13 protein-coding genes are annotated in these 19,374 nt (G+C 62.5%); 12 read left to right on the top strand and 1 reads right to left on the bottom strand.

The window, feature by feature from the left end:
- Positions 1 to 19 precede the first annotated feature (19 nt).
- From BVH03_RS05285 to BVH03_RS05275, 3 genes are all read left to right on the top strand, one after another.
- A complete protein-coding gene (locus tag BVH03_RS05285) occupies positions 20 to 817 on the top strand; it encodes a thermonuclease family protein (protein WP_075960201.1) in 798 nt (265 codons plus the stop codon).
- Positions 814 to 2,247: a M48 family metalloprotease gene (locus BVH03_RS05280; protein WP_075960200.1), complete on the top strand. Its 1,434-nt coding sequence runs from the start codon at positions 814 to 816 to the stop codon at positions 2,245 to 2,247. Before BVH03_RS05285 ends, BVH03_RS05280 begins: the two co-directional genes overlap by 4 nt.
- A 102-nt stretch (positions 2,248 to 2,349) precedes the next feature.
- The gene (locus BVH03_RS05275) at positions 2,350 to 3,618 is read left to right on the top strand and encodes a malic enzyme-like NAD(P)-binding protein (protein WP_075960199.1); all 1,269 of its coding nucleotides are present in this window, start codon (positions 2,350 to 2,352) and stop codon (positions 3,616 to 3,618) included.
- Positions 3,619 to 3,766: 148 nt separating this feature from the next.
- On the opposite strand, the gene BVH03_RS05270 is transcribed toward BVH03_RS05275, so the two are convergent.
- A complete protein-coding gene (locus BVH03_RS05270; RefSeq protein WP_075960198.1) occupies positions 3,767 to 6,205 on the bottom strand; it encodes a penicillin-binding protein 1A in 2,439 nt (812 codons plus the stop codon).
- A 181-nt stretch (positions 6,206 to 6,386) separates the two neighbouring features.
- Between BVH03_RS05270 and BVH03_RS05265 the strand changes: the two genes are divergently transcribed.
- The 9 genes from BVH03_RS05265 (at position 6,387) to gltB (ending at position 19,346) form a co-directional block, all read left to right on the top strand.
- Positions 6,387 to 7,451, top strand: coding sequence for a pilus assembly protein PilM (locus BVH03_RS05265; RefSeq protein WP_075928584.1), 1,065 nt, complete (start codon positions 6,387 to 6,389; stop codon positions 7,449 to 7,451).
- A complete protein-coding gene (locus tag BVH03_RS05260; protein WP_075960197.1) occupies positions 7,451 to 8,023 on the top strand; it encodes a PilN domain-containing protein in 573 nt (190 codons plus the stop codon). Before BVH03_RS05265 ends, BVH03_RS05260 begins: the two co-directional genes overlap by 1 nt.
- Entirely contained in the window at positions 8,020 to 8,643 is a 624-nt protein-coding gene (gene pilO / locus BVH03_RS05255) for a type 4a pilus biogenesis protein PilO (RefSeq protein WP_075960196.1), read from the top strand. The genes BVH03_RS05260 and pilO overlap by 4 nt, the downstream gene beginning before the upstream one ends.
- Entirely contained in the window at positions 8,640 to 9,158 is a 519-nt protein-coding gene (pilP, locus tag BVH03_RS05250; protein ID WP_075960195.1) for a type 4a pilus biogenesis lipoprotein PilP, read from the top strand. Before pilO ends, pilP begins: the two co-directional genes overlap by 4 nt.
- A 54-nt stretch (positions 9,159 to 9,212) precedes the next feature.
- Positions 9,213 to 11,384: a type IV pilus secretin PilQ gene (gene pilQ / locus BVH03_RS05245; RefSeq protein WP_075960194.1), complete on the top strand. Its 2,172-nt coding sequence runs from the start codon at positions 9,213 to 9,215 to the stop codon at positions 11,382 to 11,384.
- Between the two features lie 3 nt (positions 11,385 to 11,387).
- The gene (gene aroK, locus BVH03_RS26735) at positions 11,388 to 11,906 is read left to right on the top strand and encodes a shikimate kinase AroK (protein WP_075960193.1); all 519 of its coding nucleotides are present in this window, start codon (positions 11,388 to 11,390) and stop codon (positions 11,904 to 11,906) included.
- 51 nt (positions 11,907 to 11,957) lie between these two features.
- Complete coding sequence (gene aroB / locus BVH03_RS05235; protein WP_075960192.1) at positions 11,958 to 13,064, top strand: 3-dehydroquinate synthase; 1,107 nt, start codon at positions 11,958 to 11,960, stop codon at positions 13,062 to 13,064.
- Positions 13,065 to 13,071: 7 nt separating this feature from the next.
- Positions 13,072 to 14,694: an AAA family ATPase gene (locus BVH03_RS05230; protein ID WP_075960191.1), complete on the top strand. Its 1,623-nt coding sequence runs from the start codon at positions 13,072 to 13,074 to the stop codon at positions 14,692 to 14,694.
- Between the two features lie 203 nt (positions 14,695 to 14,897).
- Positions 14,898 to 19,346 (top strand): glutamate synthase large subunit, encoded by a 4,449-nt coding sequence (gene gltB, locus BVH03_RS05225; protein WP_075960190.1) that lies wholly within the window; start codon positions 14,898 to 14,900, stop codon positions 19,344 to 19,346.
- The last annotated feature ends 28 nt before the right edge of the window (positions 19,347 to 19,374 follow it).

Raw genomic sequence — 19,374 nt, 5'->3', positions numbered from 1 at the left:
AGCAGCGAAAGAGGCCCACATGGCTGTTTTCGCATCATTGAAAAAGGCGTCCCTGGTGGGCGCCTTTTTCGTTTCTGTCTTTTGCCTGCCTGCCCACGCGCTGTGCCCGACGCCCGGCAAATTGCCTCTGGCCAAGGTTCAGCGTGTGGTCGATGGCGATACGGTGCGCCTGGCCGACGGCCGCAACGTCCGCCTGATCGGCCTCAATGCCCCCGAGCTGGCGCGCAAGGGCCGGCCGGCCGAGCCGTTCGCCGAGGCCGCTGGTAAGCGCCTTGCCGAACTGGTGGCTGCCAATGGCGGGCGGGTGGGCGTACAGGTGGGCGAGCAGAAAAAGGATCGCTACGGCCGGACTCTGGCCCATCTCTATGACAGCGCCGGCAGCAATCTGGAGGCGCAGCTGCTCTCCGAAGGGCTTGGGCAGTTGGTCGCAATCGCACCGAATGTGGCGCTGGTCGCCTGTCATCGCGAGGCCGAGCGTCAGGCGCGTGGCGCCCGGGCCGGGCTCTGGGCGCAATTGCGACCATTGCCGGCCCGCGCGGTACGCAGCAGTGGTTTCGTGCTGCTCGAAGGGCAGGTGCAGCGCGTCGAGCGCAATCGTGGCGGCGTCTGGATCGAGCTGGGTAATTCGGTGGTGCTGCGCATTGCGCCGCAGGTGCTGGATACCTTCGCCGCAGCGGATCTGCGCGATCTGCAAGGCAAGCGGATCGAGGCGCGGGGCTGGATGATCGACCGCTCCCGCGGCGGTGGACTCAGGGTTGGCCAGGCGCGCTGGATGTTGCCCCTGACCCATGGCGCCATGCTGGAGGTGCTGCGATGAAGTTGTTTCTGGTGGTTCTGATGCTGGCGACCCTGGCAGGCTGCGCGGTGAATCCGGCTACCGGGCGCACCGACTTCGTGATGATGAGCGAGGCCCAGGAGCTGTCCATCGGTCGTGATGCCCATCAGCAGATACTCAAGCAATACCCGCGCTACCCCGATGAAGCCCTGCAGGCCTATGTGCAGCAAGTCGGTGAGCGCGTCGCGCGGCACAGTCATCGCGGTCAGCTGGATTACCACTTCACCGTGATCGACAGCCCGGATATCAATGCCTTCGCCCTTCCGGGCGGCTACATCTATATCCATCGTGGGCTGATGGCTTACCTGAGTTCCGAGGCCGAACTGGCGGCCGTGCTTGGTCACGAAGTCGGCCACGTGACCGCCCGCCACGGCGTGCGCCAGCAAAGCCAGTCGACCGCCTGGGGCCTTCTCGGCCAGGCGGTGGCCATGGGCACCGGTGTGGGCGCCGCCGCCGACGTGACCGGGGTGTTGGGTAATGCCGTGGTACGCGGTTATGGCCGTGACATGGAACTGGAGGCCGACGGCCTGGGTGCCCAATACCTCGCCCGCGGTGGTTATGACCCGCAGGCGATGATCGAGGTGGTCAAGGTGCTCAAGCTGCAGGAGGACTTCGCCCGCGACCAGGCCGCGGCGCGCGGTGAGCAGCAGCCGGTCGGCAGCTACCACGGCCTTTTCGACACCCATCCGGATAACGACCGGCGCCTGCAGCAGGTGATCGGTCCGGCTCGAGCCTTGGTCGCCGGGCAGCAGGTGGTCAACCGCGACGCATTTCTACAGCGGTTGCAGGGCCTGCCGTTCGGCGATTCGGCCGAGAGCGGCATTCGCCGCGGCGAGCGCTTCTATCACCGTGATCTCGATTTCACCCTGGCCTTCGCCAAGGGCTGGAGCATCATCAACGGGCCGCAGCAACTGGTCGGCCAATCGCCGGACAAACAGGTGCTCGTCGCCATGACCCTGGAAGACAACCCCCGGCGCCTCGACGCCGCGACCCTGCTCAGGCAACGCATCGGTGGCCGCCGCCTGCTTGGTGGCGAGCCGCTGCAGCAGGCCGGGTTGCAGGGTTATACCGGCCTGATCGAGGGCGACGTGCCGCGCCGGGCGGCGGCGATTCTCAAGGGCGACAAAGCCTACCTGTTCGTTGGTGCGGCCAGGGGTCGCGCCGCCAGCGCAACGGAGGATGCCCAGATGCTCGCGACGATCGGCAGTTTCCGGCCATTGCAGGCTGCCGAGCGCAAGCTGGCCGAGCCATTGAGGTTGCAACTGGTGCGCGTGGCGGCAGGGCAGAGTGTCCGGTCACTGGCGGCCGCCAGTGGTTTGCCGAGTGATGCCGAGGCGACGCTGCGGCTGCTCAACAATCTTTATCCACAGGGCGAGCCTCGCCCTGGTGATTGGTTCAAGACGGTTCGCTGAGGCACGTTTGCAGGCTGACTGCATAGTCTTGTGCAGGCCCCCGCAGATTGCGTATCCTCGGCCGCCTGCCAGTCAACAGCCCAAAAAAGCGGAAATGCCACTATGTCTGATCTGAAAACTGCCGCTCTCGAATACCATGAGAAGCCCCGTCCGGGTAAGTTGAGCGTCGAGCTCACCAAGCCCACCGCCACTGCCCGTGACCTGTCGCTGGCCTACAGCCCGGGTGTTGCCGAGCCAGTGCGCGAGATCGCTCGCGATCCGGAGCTGGCCTACCGCTACACCGGTAAAGGTAACCTGGTGGCAGTTATTTCCGACGGCACCGCGATCCTCGGTCTGGGCGATCTCGGCCCGCTGGCCTCCAAGCCGGTCATGGAAGGCAAGGGCGTGCTGTTCAAGCGCTTCGCCGGCGTCGACGTGTTCGACATCGAAGTCGATGCCGAAAGCCCGCAGGCCTTCATCGACACCGTCAAGCGCATCTCCATCACCTTCGGTGGCATCAACCTGGAAGACATCAAGGCGCCCGAGTGCTTCGAAATCGAGCGCGCGCTGATCGAGCAGTGTGACATCCCGGTTTTCCACGATGACCAGCACGGCACCGCGATCGTCACCGCAGCCGGCATGCTCAACGCCCTGGAGATCGCCGGCAAGACCCTGCCAGAAGCCAAGATCGTCTGCCTGGGTGCCGGCGCTGCAGCCATCTCCTGCATGAAGCTGCTGGTGAGCATGGGTGCCAAGGTCGAGAACATCTACATGATCGACCGCAAGGGCGTGATCCACGCCGGCCGCGACGACCTGAACCAGTACAAGGCGGTGTTCGCCACCGAAACCGACAAGCGCACCCTGGATGACGCGCTGACCGGTGCCGACGTATTCGTCGGTCTGTCCGGTCCGGACCTGCTGAGCGCCGAAGGGCTCAAGCTGATGGCGCCGAACCCGATCGTCTTCGCCTGCTCGAACCCTGATCCGGAAATCAAGCCGGAGCTGGCCCACGCCACCCGCAATGACGTGATCATGGCCACCGGTCGTTCCGACTACCCGAACCAGGTCAACAACGTACTGGGCTTCCCGTTCATCTTCCGCGGTGCGCTGGATGTTCGCGCGACTCGCATCAACGAAGAGATGAAGATCGCGGCGGCCAACGCTCTGCGCGACCTGGCCAAGCTGCCGGTTCCCCAGGACGTGTGCGACGCCTACGGCGGTATCAAGCTGGAGTTCGGCCGCGAGTACATCATTCCGAAGCCGATGGACGCTCGCCTGATCAACGTGGTGTGCGATGCCGTTGCCAAGGCGGCCATCGAGAGCGGCGTGGCGACCCTGCCGTATCCGAAGCACTACCCGCTGCAGTCGGTCAACGACGTGTTCAAGGGCTGAGTCGTCAGCCGGTAACAAAAAACCCGCTTCGGCGGGTTTTTTTATGGGCTTCTGGTTGGCTACAGGCTACAGGCTACAGGCTACAGGCTACAGGCTACAGGCTACAGGCTCTCGCCTGTCGCTTGCAGCTTGCAGCCTGTAGCTGTTTCTAGAACAGGTCGATCGGCGCGCTCTCGTCTGCCGGCAGTGGGCTGTTCGGTGCGCCCATGCCTGGGTCGAACTCGTTCATCGGCGGCGGTGAGTCTTCGCTCTTGAACAGCTCGAAGTACGCGTCCGGCGTTCCTGGGGCTGCGGCACGACCACTGTGCGGGTCGACGCGCAGGGTGAGAATGCCATCCGGTTCGGCGGGTGCGTGGGCGGGCTTGTCCTTGAGCGCGGCGCCCATGTAGCTCATCCAGATCGGCAGGGCAACGGTGCCACCGTATTCATGGCGGCCCAGGCTTTCCGGCTGATCGAAGCCGGCCCACACGGTGGTCACGTAGTCGGCGTTGTAGCCGGAGAACCAGCTGTCCTTGGAATCGTTGGTGGTACCGGTCTTGCCAGCCAGATCGGTGCGGCCCAGGGCCATGGCCCGGCGCCCGGTACCGCGCTTGATCACGTCCTGCAGCATGCTGGTCATGATGTAGGCAGTACGCTCATCGAGGATGCGCTCGGCGGCGGCCGGTTCCGGCGCCTCCGGCAACTGCTCGGGCGCTGCTTCGGCAGTGCTCATCACGCCTTCCTCGTTGACCGGCGGCGGCACGTCGGCCTTGGCTGCATTGGGCACGGTCGGCGGGTTGGCGATGAACAGCGGGTCGCCATGGCGGTTGTCGATGCGCTGGATCAGGTAGGGCTGAACCTTGTGGCCGCCATTGGCGAAGGCCGTCCAGCCGATGGCGATTTCCATCGGCGTCAGGTTGGCCGTGCCGAGCGCCAGGGACAGGTTGCGCGGCAGGTCCTGGCGGTTGAAGCCGAAGCGCTCGATGTAGTTCAGCGTTTTCTCGATGCCCATGGCCTGCAGCAGGCGGATCGACACCAGGTTGCGCGACTTGTAGAGCGCCTCGCGCAGGCGGATGGGGCCGAGGAAGGTATTGGTGTCGTTCTTCGGTCGCCAGACCTGATCCATGTAGTCATCGACGAACACGATCGGCGCGTCGTTGACCAGGCTGGAAGCGGTGTAGCCATTATCGAGCGCGGCACTGTAGATGAACGGCTTGAAGCTTGAGCCGGGCTGGCGCTTGGCTTGCACGGCGCGGTTGTAGTTGCTTTGTTCGAAGGAGAAACCACCGACCAGGGCGCGAATAGCACCGTTCTGCGGGTCGAGCGAGACTAAAGCACTCTGCGCGCTGGGCAGTTGCGCGAAGCGCAAGTTGCCATCGTCCTGGCGCTGCACGCGGATCAGGTCACCGATCTGCGCCACGTCCGCCGGCTGCTGCGGACGCGGCCCCAGGCTGTTGGTATTGAGGAACGGGCGGGCCCATTTCATGCTGTCCCATGACACCGCTTCCTCGTCGCCGCGCCGGGTCAGTACCAGGATGCCGCTCTTTTCGACCTGGGTGACGATCGCCGGCTCCAGACCGCCGCGCAGGCCTTGCTTGCTCAGTTCGGTCTGCCAGGTTTCCCGGGTCATGCCGGGCAGGCGGCTTTCCGGGCCGCGATAACCGTGGCGCTGGTCGTATTCGATCAGGCCGTCGCGCAGGGCCTTGTTGGCCATCACCTGCAGGTCGCTGGGTACCGTGGTGGTTACGTTGAAACCCTGGGTGTAGGCATCGCTGCCGTAGCGACCGACCATTTCGGCGCGGGCCATCTCGGCCACGTAGGGCGCCGGTACTTCGGGCGTGGGCACGTGATAGCTGGCGTCCACCGGCTCGGCCAGGGCGGTTTCGTAGCGCGCCTGGTCGATACGGCCCAGGCGATGCATGCGACCGAGGATCCAGTCGCGGCGCTCCTTGGCCCGGGTCGGGTTGGTCAGCGGGTTGAAGGCCGAAGGTGCCTTGGGAAGACCGGCTATCGTCGCAAGCTGCGAGAGGCTCAAGTCTCGGATGGATTTGCCGTAATAGACTTGGGCAGCGGCTTCGATGCCGTAGGCGCGGTGACCCAGATAGATTTTGTTGACGTACAGCTCGAGGATTTCGTTCTTGCTCAGCTCGCGCTCGATCTGCAGGGCGAGCAGAATCTCGGTGATCTTGCGCGAGAAGCTGCGCTCGCTGGTGAGGAAGAAATTCTTCGCCACCTGCATGGTGATCGTGCTGCCGCCGGACTGAATTTGACCTGTTTTCAATAATTGCGTGGCAGCGCGCATCAGGCTCGTAAGATCAACGCCATAATGATTTGCGAAGTTATCGTCTTCGGCAGCCAGCAGCGCGCTGGTGAAGTCGGGCGGTATGTCGGCGAAGGCGATGGGCGAGCGGCGCATCTCCCCGAATTCGGCGATGAGTTTTCCGTCGCTGCTGTACACGCGAAGCGGGATCTGCAGCTCTATACTGCGCAAGGCATCGACAGAGGGTAGGGTCGGGCTCAGGTAGAGGAAGGCACCACTGACGGCGAGTACCAGCGCACAAAAAACGGCGATGACGGACCAGCAGAAAAACTTCAGCAAACGCATCAAGATTTTTGGATTTCCAGATAAAAGAATGAGTTAAGCGGAAGACAAAATGAAAAGGCAAAAGCTGATCACATTATAAGCGTTTTTTTTGCCGAGGAGCCATTTGCGCTTCTGTCAAGTCTGCTATTTAATGTGGAAAAACATAAATCATCCGTAAGTTATGGATGTGAATAGGAAATCGGTCGTGCTAGGGCTCTTCAGTAAAAAAGCGAATACGCTTTTGGGGATCGATATAAGTTCGACCTCCGTCAAGCTCCTCGAATTGAGTCGCTCAGGTAGCCGCTACAAGGTAGAGGCCTACGCCGTCGAGCCGCTCCCCGCCAATGCCGTGGTCGAAAAGAACATTGCCGAGCTCGAGGGTGTCGGTCAGGCTCTGTCGCGTGTTCTCGCCAAGGCCAAGACCAGCGTGCGCTCGGTTTCCGTGGCCGTCGCCGGCTCGGCGGTGATCACCAAGACCGTCGAGATGGAAGCGGGCCTGTCGGACGACGAGCTGGAGAACCAGCTCAAGCTCGAGGCTGACCAGTACATTCCGTACCCTCTTGAAGAGGTGGCGATCGACTTCGAAGTTCAGGGCATTTCGCCGCGCAACCCCGAGCGGGTCGAAGTGCTGCTTGCAGCCTGCCGCAAGGAAAACGTCGAGGTGCGCGAGGCCGCCCTGGCCCTCGCCGGCTTGACCGCCAAGGTGGTGGATGTCGAAGCCTATGCCCTCGAACGTGCCTATGACCTGCTGGCCGAGCAGCTCGGTGGCGTGCACGACGAGCTGACCGTCGCAGTCGTCGATATCGGCGCGACCATGACCACGCTCAGCGTGCTGCACAACGGTCGCACCATCTACACCCGCGAACAGCTGTTCGGTGGCCGCCAGCTGACCGAGGAGATCCAGCGTCGCTATGGCCTTTCGGTCGACGAGGCCGGCCTCGCCAAGAAACAGGGCGGGCTGCCTGACGATTACGAAAGCGAAGTGCTGCAACCCTTCAAGGACGCCTTGGTGCAACAGGTGTCCCGCTCGCTGCAGTTCTTCTTCGCTGCCGGCCAATACAACGATGTGGATTACATCCTGCTGGCCGGTGGAACCGCTTCCATCCCGGATCTCGATCGCCTCATTCAACAGAAGATCGGCACCCAGACCCTGGTCGCCAACCCCTTCGCGGACATGGCCCTGAGCGGCAAGGTCAACGCGGGAGCGCTGGCCAGTGATGCACCGGCACTGATGATTGCCTGCGGCCTGGCGATGAGGAGTTTCGACTGATGGCGCGGATTAACCTCCTTCCCTGGCGCGAGCAGCTTCGCGAAGAGCGCAAGCAGCGTTTTCTGGTGTCGCTGGGCGGCCTTCTGGTCGCCGCTGCAGCACTGATTTTCCTGGGCGACCAGTACCTCAACGGTGAGATCGAGAATCAACAGGCCCGTAACGACTTCGTGCGCAAGGAAATTGCTGTGCTCGATACCCGCATCGCGGAAATCAGTGAGCTGCGCACGCGCCGCCAGCAACTGTTGGAGCGGATGAAGATCATTCAGGATCTACAGGGCAACCGCCCGATCATTGGCCATGTGTTCGACCAGTTGGTGAGAACGCTGCCTGACGGTGTGTACTTCACCGGGGTGAAAATGACCGACAAGACCATCGCCATCGTTGGCGCGGCCGAGTCGAATAGCCGGGTTTCCAAGCTGATGCGTGATATGGATGCTTCCGACTGGCTGACTGCGCCAAACCTGACCGAGGTCAAGGCCGTCACCGCTGGCGCAGTGGATCAGGCCAACACCTTCCAGCTGACCGTGCAGCAAGCCAAGCCCGTCAAGGAAGAAGCGGAGGTCAAGCCATGAGCCTGAATGATTCTCTGGCCAGCCTACGCAAGGTCGATATCAATGATCTCGATCTGAACAACATCGGTTCCTGGCCTGCCGCGGTCAAGGTGATCGCCGGCATTCTGGCCGTCGTGTTGGTTCTGGTGCTGGGCTATAACTTCCACCTGAAGGATCTGCAGGCCACGCTGGATCAGCAGCGTATGGATGAGGAAACGCTCAAGGAGCAGTTCTCTACCAAGGCGTTCCAGGCCGCCAATCTCGAGGCTTACCGTGAGCAGATGAAGGAGGCTGAAACGTCCTTCGGCGCTCTGCTCAAGCAGTTGCCCAGTGACACCGAAGTGCCGGGTCTGCTCGAAGATATCACCCGTATCGGCCTGGACAGCGGCCTGGAGTTCGAGGAGATCAAGTTGCTACCGGAAGTCACGCAGCCTTTCTATATCGAGCTACCTATCCAGATTCAGGTGGTCGGCGGCTATCATGACCTGGCGACCTTCGTCAGTGGCGTCGCCAGCCAGCCGCGCATCGTCACGTTGCACGATTTCGAGTTGGTGCCGGCCGAGCAGGGCAGTACCTCCAAGCTGCGCATGAAGGTTCTGGCCAAGACCTATCGGTACAACGACAAGGGGGCACACCAATGAAACGTGTCCTCGTACCTGGTCTGCTGCTGCTGACCCTGAGCGGTTGCGGCGGCGGCGACTTCAGCGACCTGCAAGCGTATATGGATGAAGTGCGGGCGCGGCCAAGGGGCCAGATCGAGCCCCTGCCGCAGCCTGAACCCTACGAAAGCTTCACCTACAGTGCTGCCGCCTTGCGCAGCCCATTCCAGCCGCCAGTGAAGATCGATATGGTCGCTCGGGCGAAAGGCAGCAAGGAAATCAAACCTGACGAGACGCGCGTGAAGCAGTTCCTCGAAGGGTTCAATATCGAGCTGTTCGAGATGGTCGGCACGCTGGCCAATGACAATGGTTCGTTCGCTCTGGTGAGCGGTGCGGGCGGGGTCCATCGCGTCAAGGTCGGGGATTACCTGGGACGCAATGAAGGCCGCATCGTCGCCATCGACAGCGCCAAGATCGATGTGGTCGAGATCGTCCCGGACGGTGATGGCGGCTGGCTCGAGCGTCCTCGTACCCTCACTCTGAAGGAACGCTCCTGAGGAGCGAGGTGAACCATGAACAGAAATAACCGGTCTGCCAAACGGAACCCAAGCATGAACAGCTCTCTTTCTCGCCTAAGCATCTCGCTGCTGGTGGCAATGCTCTCTCCTGCCGCTCTGGCTGCCAACCTGCAGGCGCTGGACGTGGCGGCTCTGCCGGGTGACCGTGTCGAGCTGAAACTGTCCTTCGACGAGCCGGTGGCAGCGCCGCGCGGCTATACCATCGAGCAGCCGGCGCGTATCGCGCTGGACCTGCCGGGGGTGTCCAACAAGCTGGGCGTGAAGAACCGTGAGCTGGGCATGGGTAACGCGCGCAGCGTTACCGTGGTCGAGGCCAAGGATCGCACGCGTCTGATCATCAACCTGACCAACCTGTCGTCCTACAATACCCGCACCGAAGGCAATAACCTGTTCGTGCAGGTCGGTGCCGGTGTAGCCACCTCGGCAACCACCACGGCGGCTGCGCCGGTAAGCGCGCCCGCACCAGCGGCGGCGCGCCCCGCTCAGGCGGCAACGCCGGTCGCGGCGCCGGCTGCACCGAAGGTGTTCGGCGCGGTCAACAAGTCGATCAGCAATATCGACTTCCAGCGCGGCGAGCAGGGCGAGGGCAACGTCGTCATCAACCTGTCCGATGCGTCTGTCAGCCCTGATATTCAGGAGCGTGGCGGCAAGATCATCCTGAATTTCAATCGCACCCAGCTGCCTGAAGCCCTGCGTGTGCGCCTGGACGTCAAGGACTTCGCGACCCCGGTGCAGTTCGTCAGTGCCAGTGGCACCGGTGACGATGCCAGCATCGTCATCGAGCCTGTTGGTGCCTTCGATTATCTGGCCTACCAGACCGAGAACAAGCTGACTCTCAGCGTCAAGCCGCTGACCCAGGAAGATGCCGACAAGCGTCAGGCCGAGCGCTTCGCCTATACCGGCGAGAAGCTGTCGCTGAACTTCCAGGATATCGACGTGCGCTCGGTGCTGCAGCTGATCGCCGACTTCACCGACCTGAACCTGGTCGCCAGTGACACGGTGGCGGGCAACATCACTCTGCGTCTGCAGAACGTGCCTTGGGACCAGGCGCTGGATCTGGTGCTGAAAACCAAGGGTTTGGACAAGCGTCAGGTCGGCAACGTGTTGTTGGTGGCGCCGGCTGAGGAAATTGCTGCCCGTGAGCGTCAGGAACTGGAGTCGCAGAAACAGATCGCCGAACTGGCCCCACTGCGTCGTGAGCTGATTCAGGTCAACTACGCCAAGGCGGCCGATATGGCCAAGCTGTTCCAGTCGGTGACCAGTGCGAATGGTGGCGTTGCCGATGATCGTGGCTCGATCACCGTCGATGAGCGTACCAACAGCATCATCGCTTACCAGACTCAGGAGCGGTTGGATGAGCTGCGTCGTATCGTTGCCCAGCTGGACGTGGCTGTACGCCAGGTGATGATCGAGGCACGTATCGTCGAGGCTAACGTCAACTATGACAAGGCACTGGGCGTGCGTTGGGGCGGGAGTGCAAGGCGAGGTGGTTGGGATGTAAGTGGCAAGGATGGTGCCCAGGCTTTTGATTCTGATACTGGGCAACGACTTGGTTTTGTAGGAACTGACCAAATTGGTGGCGGCACTGCCCTACAAGATGGATTGGCGCGTTTGCCCTTTGTCGACATGGGAGTAGCCAACAGTACATCTGGTATCGGCATTGGATTTCTGAGTAACAATGTCGTGCTTGATCTTCAGCTTTCTGCGATGGAGAGCTCAGGAAACGGTGAGATCGTTTCTCAGCCTAAGGTCGTCACCTCGGATAAAGAGACCGCAAAAATTTTGAAAGGCCAAGAGGTTCCTTATCAGGAAGCTAGCTCCAGTGGGGCAACGTCTACATCCTTCAAAGAAGCAGCCCTGTCTCTAGAGGTCACTCCTCAGATCACGCCGGATAATCGAATTATTATGGAGGTCAAGGTGACCAAGGATGCACCGGACTTCGGCCGGGTGCTCAATGGCGTTCCGCCGATTAACAAAAACGAAGTCAATGCAAAAGTTCTAGTTGCAGATGGTGAAACGATCGTGATCGGCGGTGTGTTTGAAAATACTCAAACCAAATCTACGGAAAAGGTCCCTTTCCTCGGTGATGTGCCCTATCTTGGACGCCTGTTCCGTCGCGACACGATCTCCGACAACAAGACCGAGTTGCTGGTTTTCATCACTCCGCGCATCATGAACACCTCTGCGGTGGCCGTGAGTCGGTAATTTGTGCGTAATCTGATCCTTGTCGGCCCGATGGGTGCTGGAAAAAGTACCATCGGGCGTTTGCTTGCCAAAGAGCTGCGGTTGCCATTCAAGGACTCCGACAAGGAGATCGAGCAGCGTACCGGTGCCGATATACCCTGGATTTTCGATGTCGAGGGCGAACAGGGTTTTCGTGAGCGCGAGCAGGCGGTGATCTGCTCGCTGTGCGAGGCTGATGGGCTGGTACTGGCTACTGGCGGTGGTGCCGTTTTGCGGACGCAGAATCGCCAGGCGCTGCGCGACAGTGGCCGGGTTGTGTATCTGCATGCTTCCGTGGAGCAGCAGATCGACCGCACGGCCCGTGATCGCAACCGACCTTTGCTGCGTGCCCCCAATCCGGGGCAGGTACTGGCCGATCTGCTGGCCATTCGTGATCCGCTTTACCGGGAAATCGCTGACGTGATCATCGAGACCGATGAGCGTCCGCCGCGAATGGTGGTTCAGGAAATTCTCGAGCGGCTGGAAGCGCTGGCGCCCCGTTAATGACAGGGCAGAACTGCGCTATCCTAGAGCCCTTTTTCAATCGGGGGCTCCATGCAAACACTTCATGTTGATCTCGCTGAGCGCAGCTACCCCATTCATATCGGGGCTGGCCTGCTGAGTCGTGCGGATCTGTTGGCGCCGCACATCATCGGACGCCAGGTGGCCATCGTCACCAACGAGACCATCGCGCCGCTGTACCTGCAAGCCCTGCAGGGCACGCTCGCCGATTACCGCGTCACCTCGATCGTGCTGCCCGATGGCGAAGCGTTCAAGAACTGGGAAACCCTGCAGACCATCTTCGATGGCTTGCTCGGCGCTCGCCATGACCGGCGCACGACCGTCCTGGCCCTGGGCGGCGGGGTGATCGGCGATATGGCCGGTTTCGCTGCAGCCTGCTATCAGCGTGGCGTGAACTTCATCCAGTTGCCGACTACGCTGCTGTCTCAGGTCGATTCCTCCGTAGGTGGCAAGACCGGAATCAATCATCCGCTGGGCAAGAACATGGTCGGTGCGTTCTACCAGCCGCAAGCGGTGCTGATCGATACGCGCAGCCTGGACACGCTGCCGCCGCGTGAGCTGTCGGCGGGCCTGGCTGAGGTGATCAAATACGGGCTTATCTGCGACGCGCCGTTCCTCGGTTGGCTCGAGGAGAACATGGTTGCCTTGCGCAGCTTGGATCAGGCCGCTTTGACCGAGGCCATCGAGCGCTCCTGTGCGGCCAAGGCTCGGGTGGTCGGTGCCGACGAGAAGGAAACCGGCGTGCGCGCCACCCTGAATCTGGGTCATACCTTCGGTCACGCCATCGAGACGCAGATGGGCTACGGCGTCTGGTTACATGGCGAAGCCGTGGCGGCAGGAACGGTGATGGCCCTGGAGATGTCCCATCGCCTGGGCTGGATCGATGCCGACGAGCGCGATCGTGGTATTCGTCTTTTCCAGGCTGCTGGCCTGCCTGTGGTACCGCCGCAGACGATGACGCCCGAGCAGTTCCTGGCGCACATGGCCGTGGACAAGAAGGTGCTGGATGGTCAATTGCGGCTGGTGCTGCTGCGCTCGCTCGGCGAGGCGGTGGTGACCAGCGATTACCCGGCAGACATATTGAGTGCCACCCTGGCCGCCGATTACCCGGCGCTGGTGGCCCGGCTTAACAATCAGTGAGTATTCAATGACCAGTTTGCACGCCGACGAAGCATTTCTCGATCATTACCAGTTCACCCACGACCCTTTCGCGGCGCGGGTGCCTGGATTCAAGTTCTTCCCGGCACAACGCAAGCCGGTGCTCGGGCAGTTGCATCACCTGGCGCGCTATAGCCAGTTGCTGCTGGTGGTCACCGGCCCAGAGGGCAGCGGCAAGACCCTGCTGCGTCAGGCACTGGTCGCCAGCACCAACAAGCAGGCCGTGCACAATGTGGTGGTTTCGGCCCAGGGCGCTGCCGATCCTGCGACCCTGATGCGCCACATCGCCCAGGGTTTGAATACGCAGCAGACCGACCGTGCCGCTCTGCTCGGCCAGGTCGGCCAGCTGTCGCTGACCGGGCAGGAAGTCTACCTGCTGATCGACGATGCCGAAGAACTCAGCGACGCGGCGATCGACGAGCTGCTGATACTGGCCCAGGGCAATGCCGAAGGACGCCCTCACGTTTTCCTGTTCTCCGATACCGATCTGATCGCCCGCCTGGATGCCCTGAGCAACGGTGAAGAGTCGTTCCACGTCATCGAACTCGAACCGTACAGCGAAGAAGAAACCCGTGAATACCTGGCTGTGCGCCTGGATGGTGCGGCTCAGGGCATCGAGTTGCTGTCCGATGAGCAGGTCGAGCTGATCCACGAGCGCTCCGGCGGCTGGCCTGGCGAGATCAACCGGGTCGCGCGCGAGGTGCTGATCGACGCCATGGCCGCCCGCCGCGGCGCGGTGAAGGGTGGCGGCTTCGCCTTCAAGCTGCCCAAGAAGCACCTGCTTGCGCTTGGCGTGGTGGTAGTCGGCGTGGCTGCAGCCCTGTTGATGCAAGGTCGCTCGGAGTCTACCGATACGCCGGCTGCGACCCAGGCTCAGTTGCCAATGGACAGTGCGCCGCCGCCTCAAACGGCGCCAAGCGCTCCGGCCGGTGCCGAGCAGGGCGCTGATGGCCGGCCGCCGATCGAGTTCGCGGGCAGCAATCAGCCGTTGCCGCTGCCCCTCGTGGGCCAATCCCAGCCGGTCATCCGTCAGCCGCTGGCCCAGGCCGCGGGCGAGACCGACGGTGAGGCAAGCGTGGAGCTGCCGGAGTCCACGCCAACCGCACCGGTCACTGTGCCGCCCACCGCCTCGCAGAATGTGCCTGCACCGACGCCTGCTCCGGCGCCGCAAGTCGCCACGCCGGCTACGCCGCAGCCCAAACCGGTTGAACAACCGAAGCCCGTGCAGCAGCCGAAACCGGCAGAGCAACCCAAGCCAGCGACGCCACCTGCCCAGGCAACTCGGCCTGCACCAGCGGCCCAGGCGCCAGCGACGGCTGGCGGCTCGCAAGCCAATGCCTGGTATGCGGCGCAGAACAAGGGCCACTACACCTTGCAGGTGCTGGGCACCAGCACGGAAGCCAGTGCGCGTTCCTTCGTCAGCCAGAACGGTGCGCAGTACCGCTACTTCAAGAAGATGCACCAGGGTAAGCCGCTTTTCGTCATCACTTATGGTAGCTTTGCCAGCCGCGATGCCGCCCAGGCTGCCGTGAAGACCCTGCCTGCCAAGGTTCAGGCCGGCAAGCCGTGGCCAAAGACCTTCGCCAGCGTCACCCAGGAAATGGCCAACTGATCGAAACAGCCCGTTACGCAGAAATTGATGTAACGGGCTCTTTCGTTTTTGCGACATTTTATTCCTGTTTTTCGTCACATTGTTCTTTGTGACGTCTATCTCGCTATGTACAATGCCCTCCGTTTGCCTGCGCAACGCGGCGTCTAGACCTGCGCGCGGATTAGAGAAAACGCCTGAGAAAGGCTGTCTGGTGAGAGTCCCTTATGAAAGCAGGTTTGTACCGTCCTGATGAGTTCAAGGATAACTGCGGCTTCGGCCTGATCGCCCACATGCAAGGTGAGGCCAGCCATCACCTGTTGCAGACGGCGATCGAAGCACTGACCTGCATGACCCACCGTGGTGGCATCAACGCCGATGGCAAGACCGGTGATGGTTGCGGTTTGCTGATTCAAAAGCCCGATCTGTTCCTGCGCGCCATCGCCAAGGACACCTTTGGCGTCGAGCTGCCCAGGCAATATGCCGTTGGCATGGTCTTCCTCAACCAGGATGACGCCAAGGCCAGCGCTGCCCGCGAGAACATGAACCGCGAGATCCAGGCTGCTGGCCTGAATCTGGTCGGCTGGCGCAAGGTGCCGCTGGATACCAGCGTGCTCGGCCAACTGGCGCTCGAGCGTCTGCCGCAGATCGAGCAGGTGTTCATCGGCGGTGAAGGCCTGAGCGACCAGGAATTCGCCATCAAGCTGTTCTGCGCCCGTCGTCGCTCTTCGGTGACCAATGCCGCCGACACCGAGCACTACATCTGCAGCTTTTCGCACAAGACCATCATCTACAAAGGCCTGATGATGCCGGCCGACCTGCAGCAGTTCTACCCGGACCTGGGTGACGAGCGCCTGCAGACTGCGATCTGCGTGTTCCACCAGCGCTTCTCCACCAACACCCTGCCGAAGTGGCCGCTGGCTCAGCCGTTCCGTTTCCTCGCCCACAACGGCGAGATCAACACCATCACCGGCAACCGCAACTGGGCCCAGGCGCGCCGTACCAAGTTCGAGAATGGCCAGATCCCGGCCCTCGACGAGTTCGGCCCGCTGGTCAACCGCGTCGGTTCGGACTCCTCGAGCATGGACAACATGCTCGAGCTGATGGTCACCGGCGGTATCGACCTGTTCCGCGGCGTGCGTATGATCATTCCGCCGGCCTGGCAGAACGTCGAGACCATGGACGCCGACCTGCGCGCGTTCTACGAATACAACTCCATGCACATGGAACCCTGGGACGGTCCGGCTGGCGTGGTGCTGACCGATGGTCGCCATGCCGTGTGCCTGCTCGACCGCAACGGCCTGCGCCCGGCGCGCTGGGTGACTACCACCAATGGCTACATCACCCTGGCTTCGGAAATCGGCGTGTGGAATTACCAGCCCGAAGACGTGGTCGCCAAGGGCCGTGTCGGCCCGGGCCAGATCCTCGCCGTGGACACCGAAACCGGCCAGGTGCTGACCACCGACGACATCGACAACCGCCTGAAGTCGCGTCATCCCTACAAGCAGTGGCTGCGCAAGAGTGCGCTGCGCGTGCGCGCGACCATGGAAGACAACGACCATGGCTCGGCCTTCTACGAGGCCGATCAGCTCAAGCAGTACATGAAGATGTTCCAGGTCACGTTCGAGGAGCGTGACCAGGTGCTGCGCCCGCTCGCCGAGCAGGGCCAGGAAGCGGTCGGCTCCATGGGCGACGATACGCCGATGGCCGTGCTGAGCCAGCGCGTGCGCTCGCCGTACGACTACTTCCGCCAGCAGTTCGCCCAGGTCACCAACCCGCCGATCGACCCGCTGCGTGAAGCCATCGTCATGTCGCTGGAGATCTGCCTCGGGGCCGAGCGCAACATCTTCGAGGAATCGCCCGAGCACGCCATTCGCGTCATTCTCAGCTCGCCGGTGATCTCTCCGGCCAAGTGGCGCACCTTGATGAACCTGGACCGTCCGGGTTTCGAGCGGCAGATCATCGACCTCAACTACGACGAGTCGATCGGTCTGGAAGCGGCCGTGCGCAACATGGCCGATCAGGCCGAAGAGGCCGTGCGTGCCGGTAAGGTCTTGCTGGTATTGAGCGACCGCCATATCGCCCCTGGCAAGCTGCCAGCCCACGCCGCACTGGTCACTGGCGCCGTGCATCACCGTCTGACCGAGACCGGCCTGCGTTGCGACTGCAACATCCTGGTGGAAACCGCTACCGCCCGTGACCCGCACCACTACGCGGTGCTGATCGGCTTCGGCGCGTCGGCGGTTTATCCGTTCCTGGCCTATGAAGTGCTCGGCGACCTGATCCGCACCGGCGAAGTGCTGGGCGATCTGTACGAAGTCTTCAAGTACTACCGCAAGGGCATCTCCAAGGGGCTCTTGAAGATTCTCTCGAAGATGGGTATTTCCACCGTCGGTTCCTACCGCGGCGCCCAGCTGTTCGAAGCCGTTGGCCTGGCCGACGAGGTCACCGGGCTGTGCTTCCGTGGCGTGCCGAGCCGCCTCAAGGGCGCACGTTTCGTCGACCTGGAAGCCGAGCAGAAGGCGCTGGCTGGCGAAGCCTGGAACAACCGCAAGGCGATCCAGCAGGGCGGTTTGCTCAAGTTCGTCTACGGCGGCGAATACCACGCCTACAACCCGGACGTGGTCAATACCCTGCAGGCGGCGGTGAAGCAGGGTAGCTACGAGAAATTCAAGGAATACACCGCGCTGGTGGATACCCGCCCGGTGTCGATGCTGCGCGATCTGTTGCAGGTCAAGCTGGCCGATCAGCCGCTGAGCCTGGACGAAGTCGAGCCGCTGGAGTCGATCTTCAAGCGTTTCGACGCTGCCGGCATTTCCCTCGGCGCGCTGTCGCCGGAGGCCCATGAAGCACTGGCCGAGGCGATGAACCGCCTGGGCGCGCGCTCCAACTCCGGTGAAGGCGGCGAAGACCCGGCGCGCTACGGCACCATCAAGAGCTCGAAGATCAAGCAGATCGCCACCGGCCGTTTCGGCGTGACCCCGGAATACCTGGTCAACGCCGAAGTGCTGCAGATCAAGGTCGCCCAGGGCGCGAAGCCGGGTGAGGGCGGGCAACTGCCAGGCGGCAAGGTCAATGGCCTGATCGCCAAGCTGCGCTATGCGGTGCCGGGGGTGACGCTGATCTCGCCACCGCCGCACCACGACATCTACTCCATCGAAGACCTGGCGCAGCTGATCTATGACCTCAAGCAGGTCAACCCCAGCGCCCTGGTCTCGGTGAAGCTGGTCTCCGAAGCCGGTGTCGGCACCATCGCCGCTGGTGTCGCCAAGGCCTACGCCGACCTGATCACCATCTCCGGCTATGACGGCGGTACTGGCGCTTCGCCGCTGACCTCCATCAAGTACGCCGGCGCACCCTGGGAACTGGGCCTGGCGGAAACCCACCAGACCCTGCGCGGCAACGACCTGCGCGGCAAGGTGCGGGTACAGACCGACGGTGGCCTGAAGACCGGCCTGGACGTGATCAAGGCCGCCATCCTCGGCGCCGAGAGCTTCGGCTTCGGCACCGCGCCGATGGTCGCTCTGGGTTGCAAGTACCTGCGCATCTGCCACCTGAACAACTGCGCCACCGGCGTGGCCACCCAGAACGACAAGCTGCGCAAGGATCACTTCATCGGCACCGTCGACATGGTGGTGAATTTCTTCACCTATGTGGCCGAGGAAACCCGCGAGTGGCTGGCCAAACTGGGCGTGCGCAGCCTCGGCGAGCTGATCGGGCGTACCGACCTGCTCGACGTGCTGCCGGGCGAAAGCGCCAAGCAGAACCACCTGGATCTGACCCCGCTGCTGGGTAGCGACCACATCCCGGCGGACAAGCCGCAGTTCTGCGAAGTCGACCGCAACCCGCCGTTCGACCAGGGTCTGCTGGCCGAGGAGATGCTGTCGATGGCCAAGTCGGCCATCGATGGCGCCACGGGCGGCGAGTTCGAACTCGACATCTGCAACTGCGACCGTTCCATCGGTGCCCGCGTGTCCGGGGAGATCGCCCGGGTGCATGGCAACCAGGGCATGGTCAAGGCGCCGATCACTTTCCGCTTCAAGGGCACTGCCGGGCAGAGCTTCGGCGTGTGGAACGCCGGCGGCCTGAACCTGTACCTCGAAGGCGACGCCAACGACTACGTCGGCAAGGGCATGACCGCTGGCAAGCTGGTGATCGTGCCGCCCAAGGGCAGCCCGTTCGCCACCCAGGACAGCGCCATCATCGGCAATACCTGCCTGTACGGCGCCACCGGCGGCAAGCTGTTCGCCGCCGGCACCGCGGGCGAGCGTTTCGCCGTGCGCAATTCCGGTGCCCATGCGGTGGTCGAGGGTGTGGGCGACCACTGCTGCGAGTACATGACTGGCGGTTTCGTCTGCGTGCTCGGCAAGACCGGCTACAACTTCGGTTCCGGCATGACCGGCGGCTTCGCCTACGTGCTCGATCTGGACAACAGCTTCTACGACCGCGTGAACCATGAGTTGGTGGAAATCCAGCGCATCAACAGCGAGTCCATGGAGTCGTACCGTAGCCACCTGGAGCGCGTGCTGGTCGAATACGTCGAGGAGACGTCAAGCGAGTGGGGCCGTAACCTGCTGGAAAACCTGGACGACTACCTGCGCAAGTTCTGGCTGGTCAAGCCCAAGGCCGCGAACCTCAAATCGCTGCTCTCCAGTATTCGCGCCAACCCGCAATAAGAACGCCGCAGGCGGCAGGCTCCAGGCA

This window comes from Pseudomonas sp. PA15(2017) (assembly GCF_001945395.1).
Taxonomy (GTDB): Bacteria; Pseudomonadota; Gammaproteobacteria; order Pseudomonadales; family Pseudomonadaceae; genus Aquipseudomonas.
The sequence above is the reverse complement of the archived record's forward strand: the minus strand, read 5'-3'. Positions and strand labels throughout refer to the sequence as shown.

What these genes read in the sequence shown, in the direction of transcription:
- pilP (WP_075960195.1), top strand. Translation starts at nt 8,640, where the DNA reads ATGAAACGTGTCCTCGTACCTGGTCTGCTGCTGCTGACCCTGAGCGGT.
- pilO (WP_075960196.1), top strand. Translation starts at nt 8,020, where the DNA reads ATGAGCCTGAATGATTCTCTGGCCAGCCTACGCAAGGTCGATATCAAT.
- BVH03_RS05275 (WP_075960199.1), top strand. Translation starts at nt 2,350, where the DNA reads ATGTCTGATCTGAAAACTGCCGCTCTCGAATACCATGAGAAGCCCCGT.
- BVH03_RS05280 (WP_075960200.1), top strand. Translation starts at nt 814, where the DNA reads ATGAAGTTGTTTCTGGTGGTTCTGATGCTGGCGACCCTGGCAGGCTGC.
- aroB (WP_075960192.1), top strand. Translation starts at nt 11,958, where the DNA reads ATGCAAACACTTCATGTTGATCTCGCTGAGCGCAGCTACCCCATTCAT.
- BVH03_RS05260 (WP_075960197.1), top strand. Translation starts at nt 7,451, where the DNA reads ATGGCGCGGATTAACCTCCTTCCCTGGCGCGAGCAGCTTCGCGAAGAG.
- gltB (WP_075960190.1), top strand. Translation starts at nt 14,898, where the DNA reads ATGAAAGCAGGTTTGTACCGTCCTGATGAGTTCAAGGATAACTGCGGC.
- BVH03_RS05285 (WP_075960201.1), top strand. Translation starts at nt 20, where the DNA reads ATGGCTGTTTTCGCATCATTGAAAAAGGCGTCCCTGGTGGGCGCCTTT.
- BVH03_RS05230 (WP_075960191.1), top strand. Translation starts at nt 13,072, where the DNA reads ATGACCAGTTTGCACGCCGACGAAGCATTTCTCGATCATTACCAGTTC.
- pilQ (WP_075960194.1), top strand. Translation starts at nt 9,213, where the DNA reads ATGAACAGCTCTCTTTCTCGCCTAAGCATCTCGCTGCTGGTGGCAATG.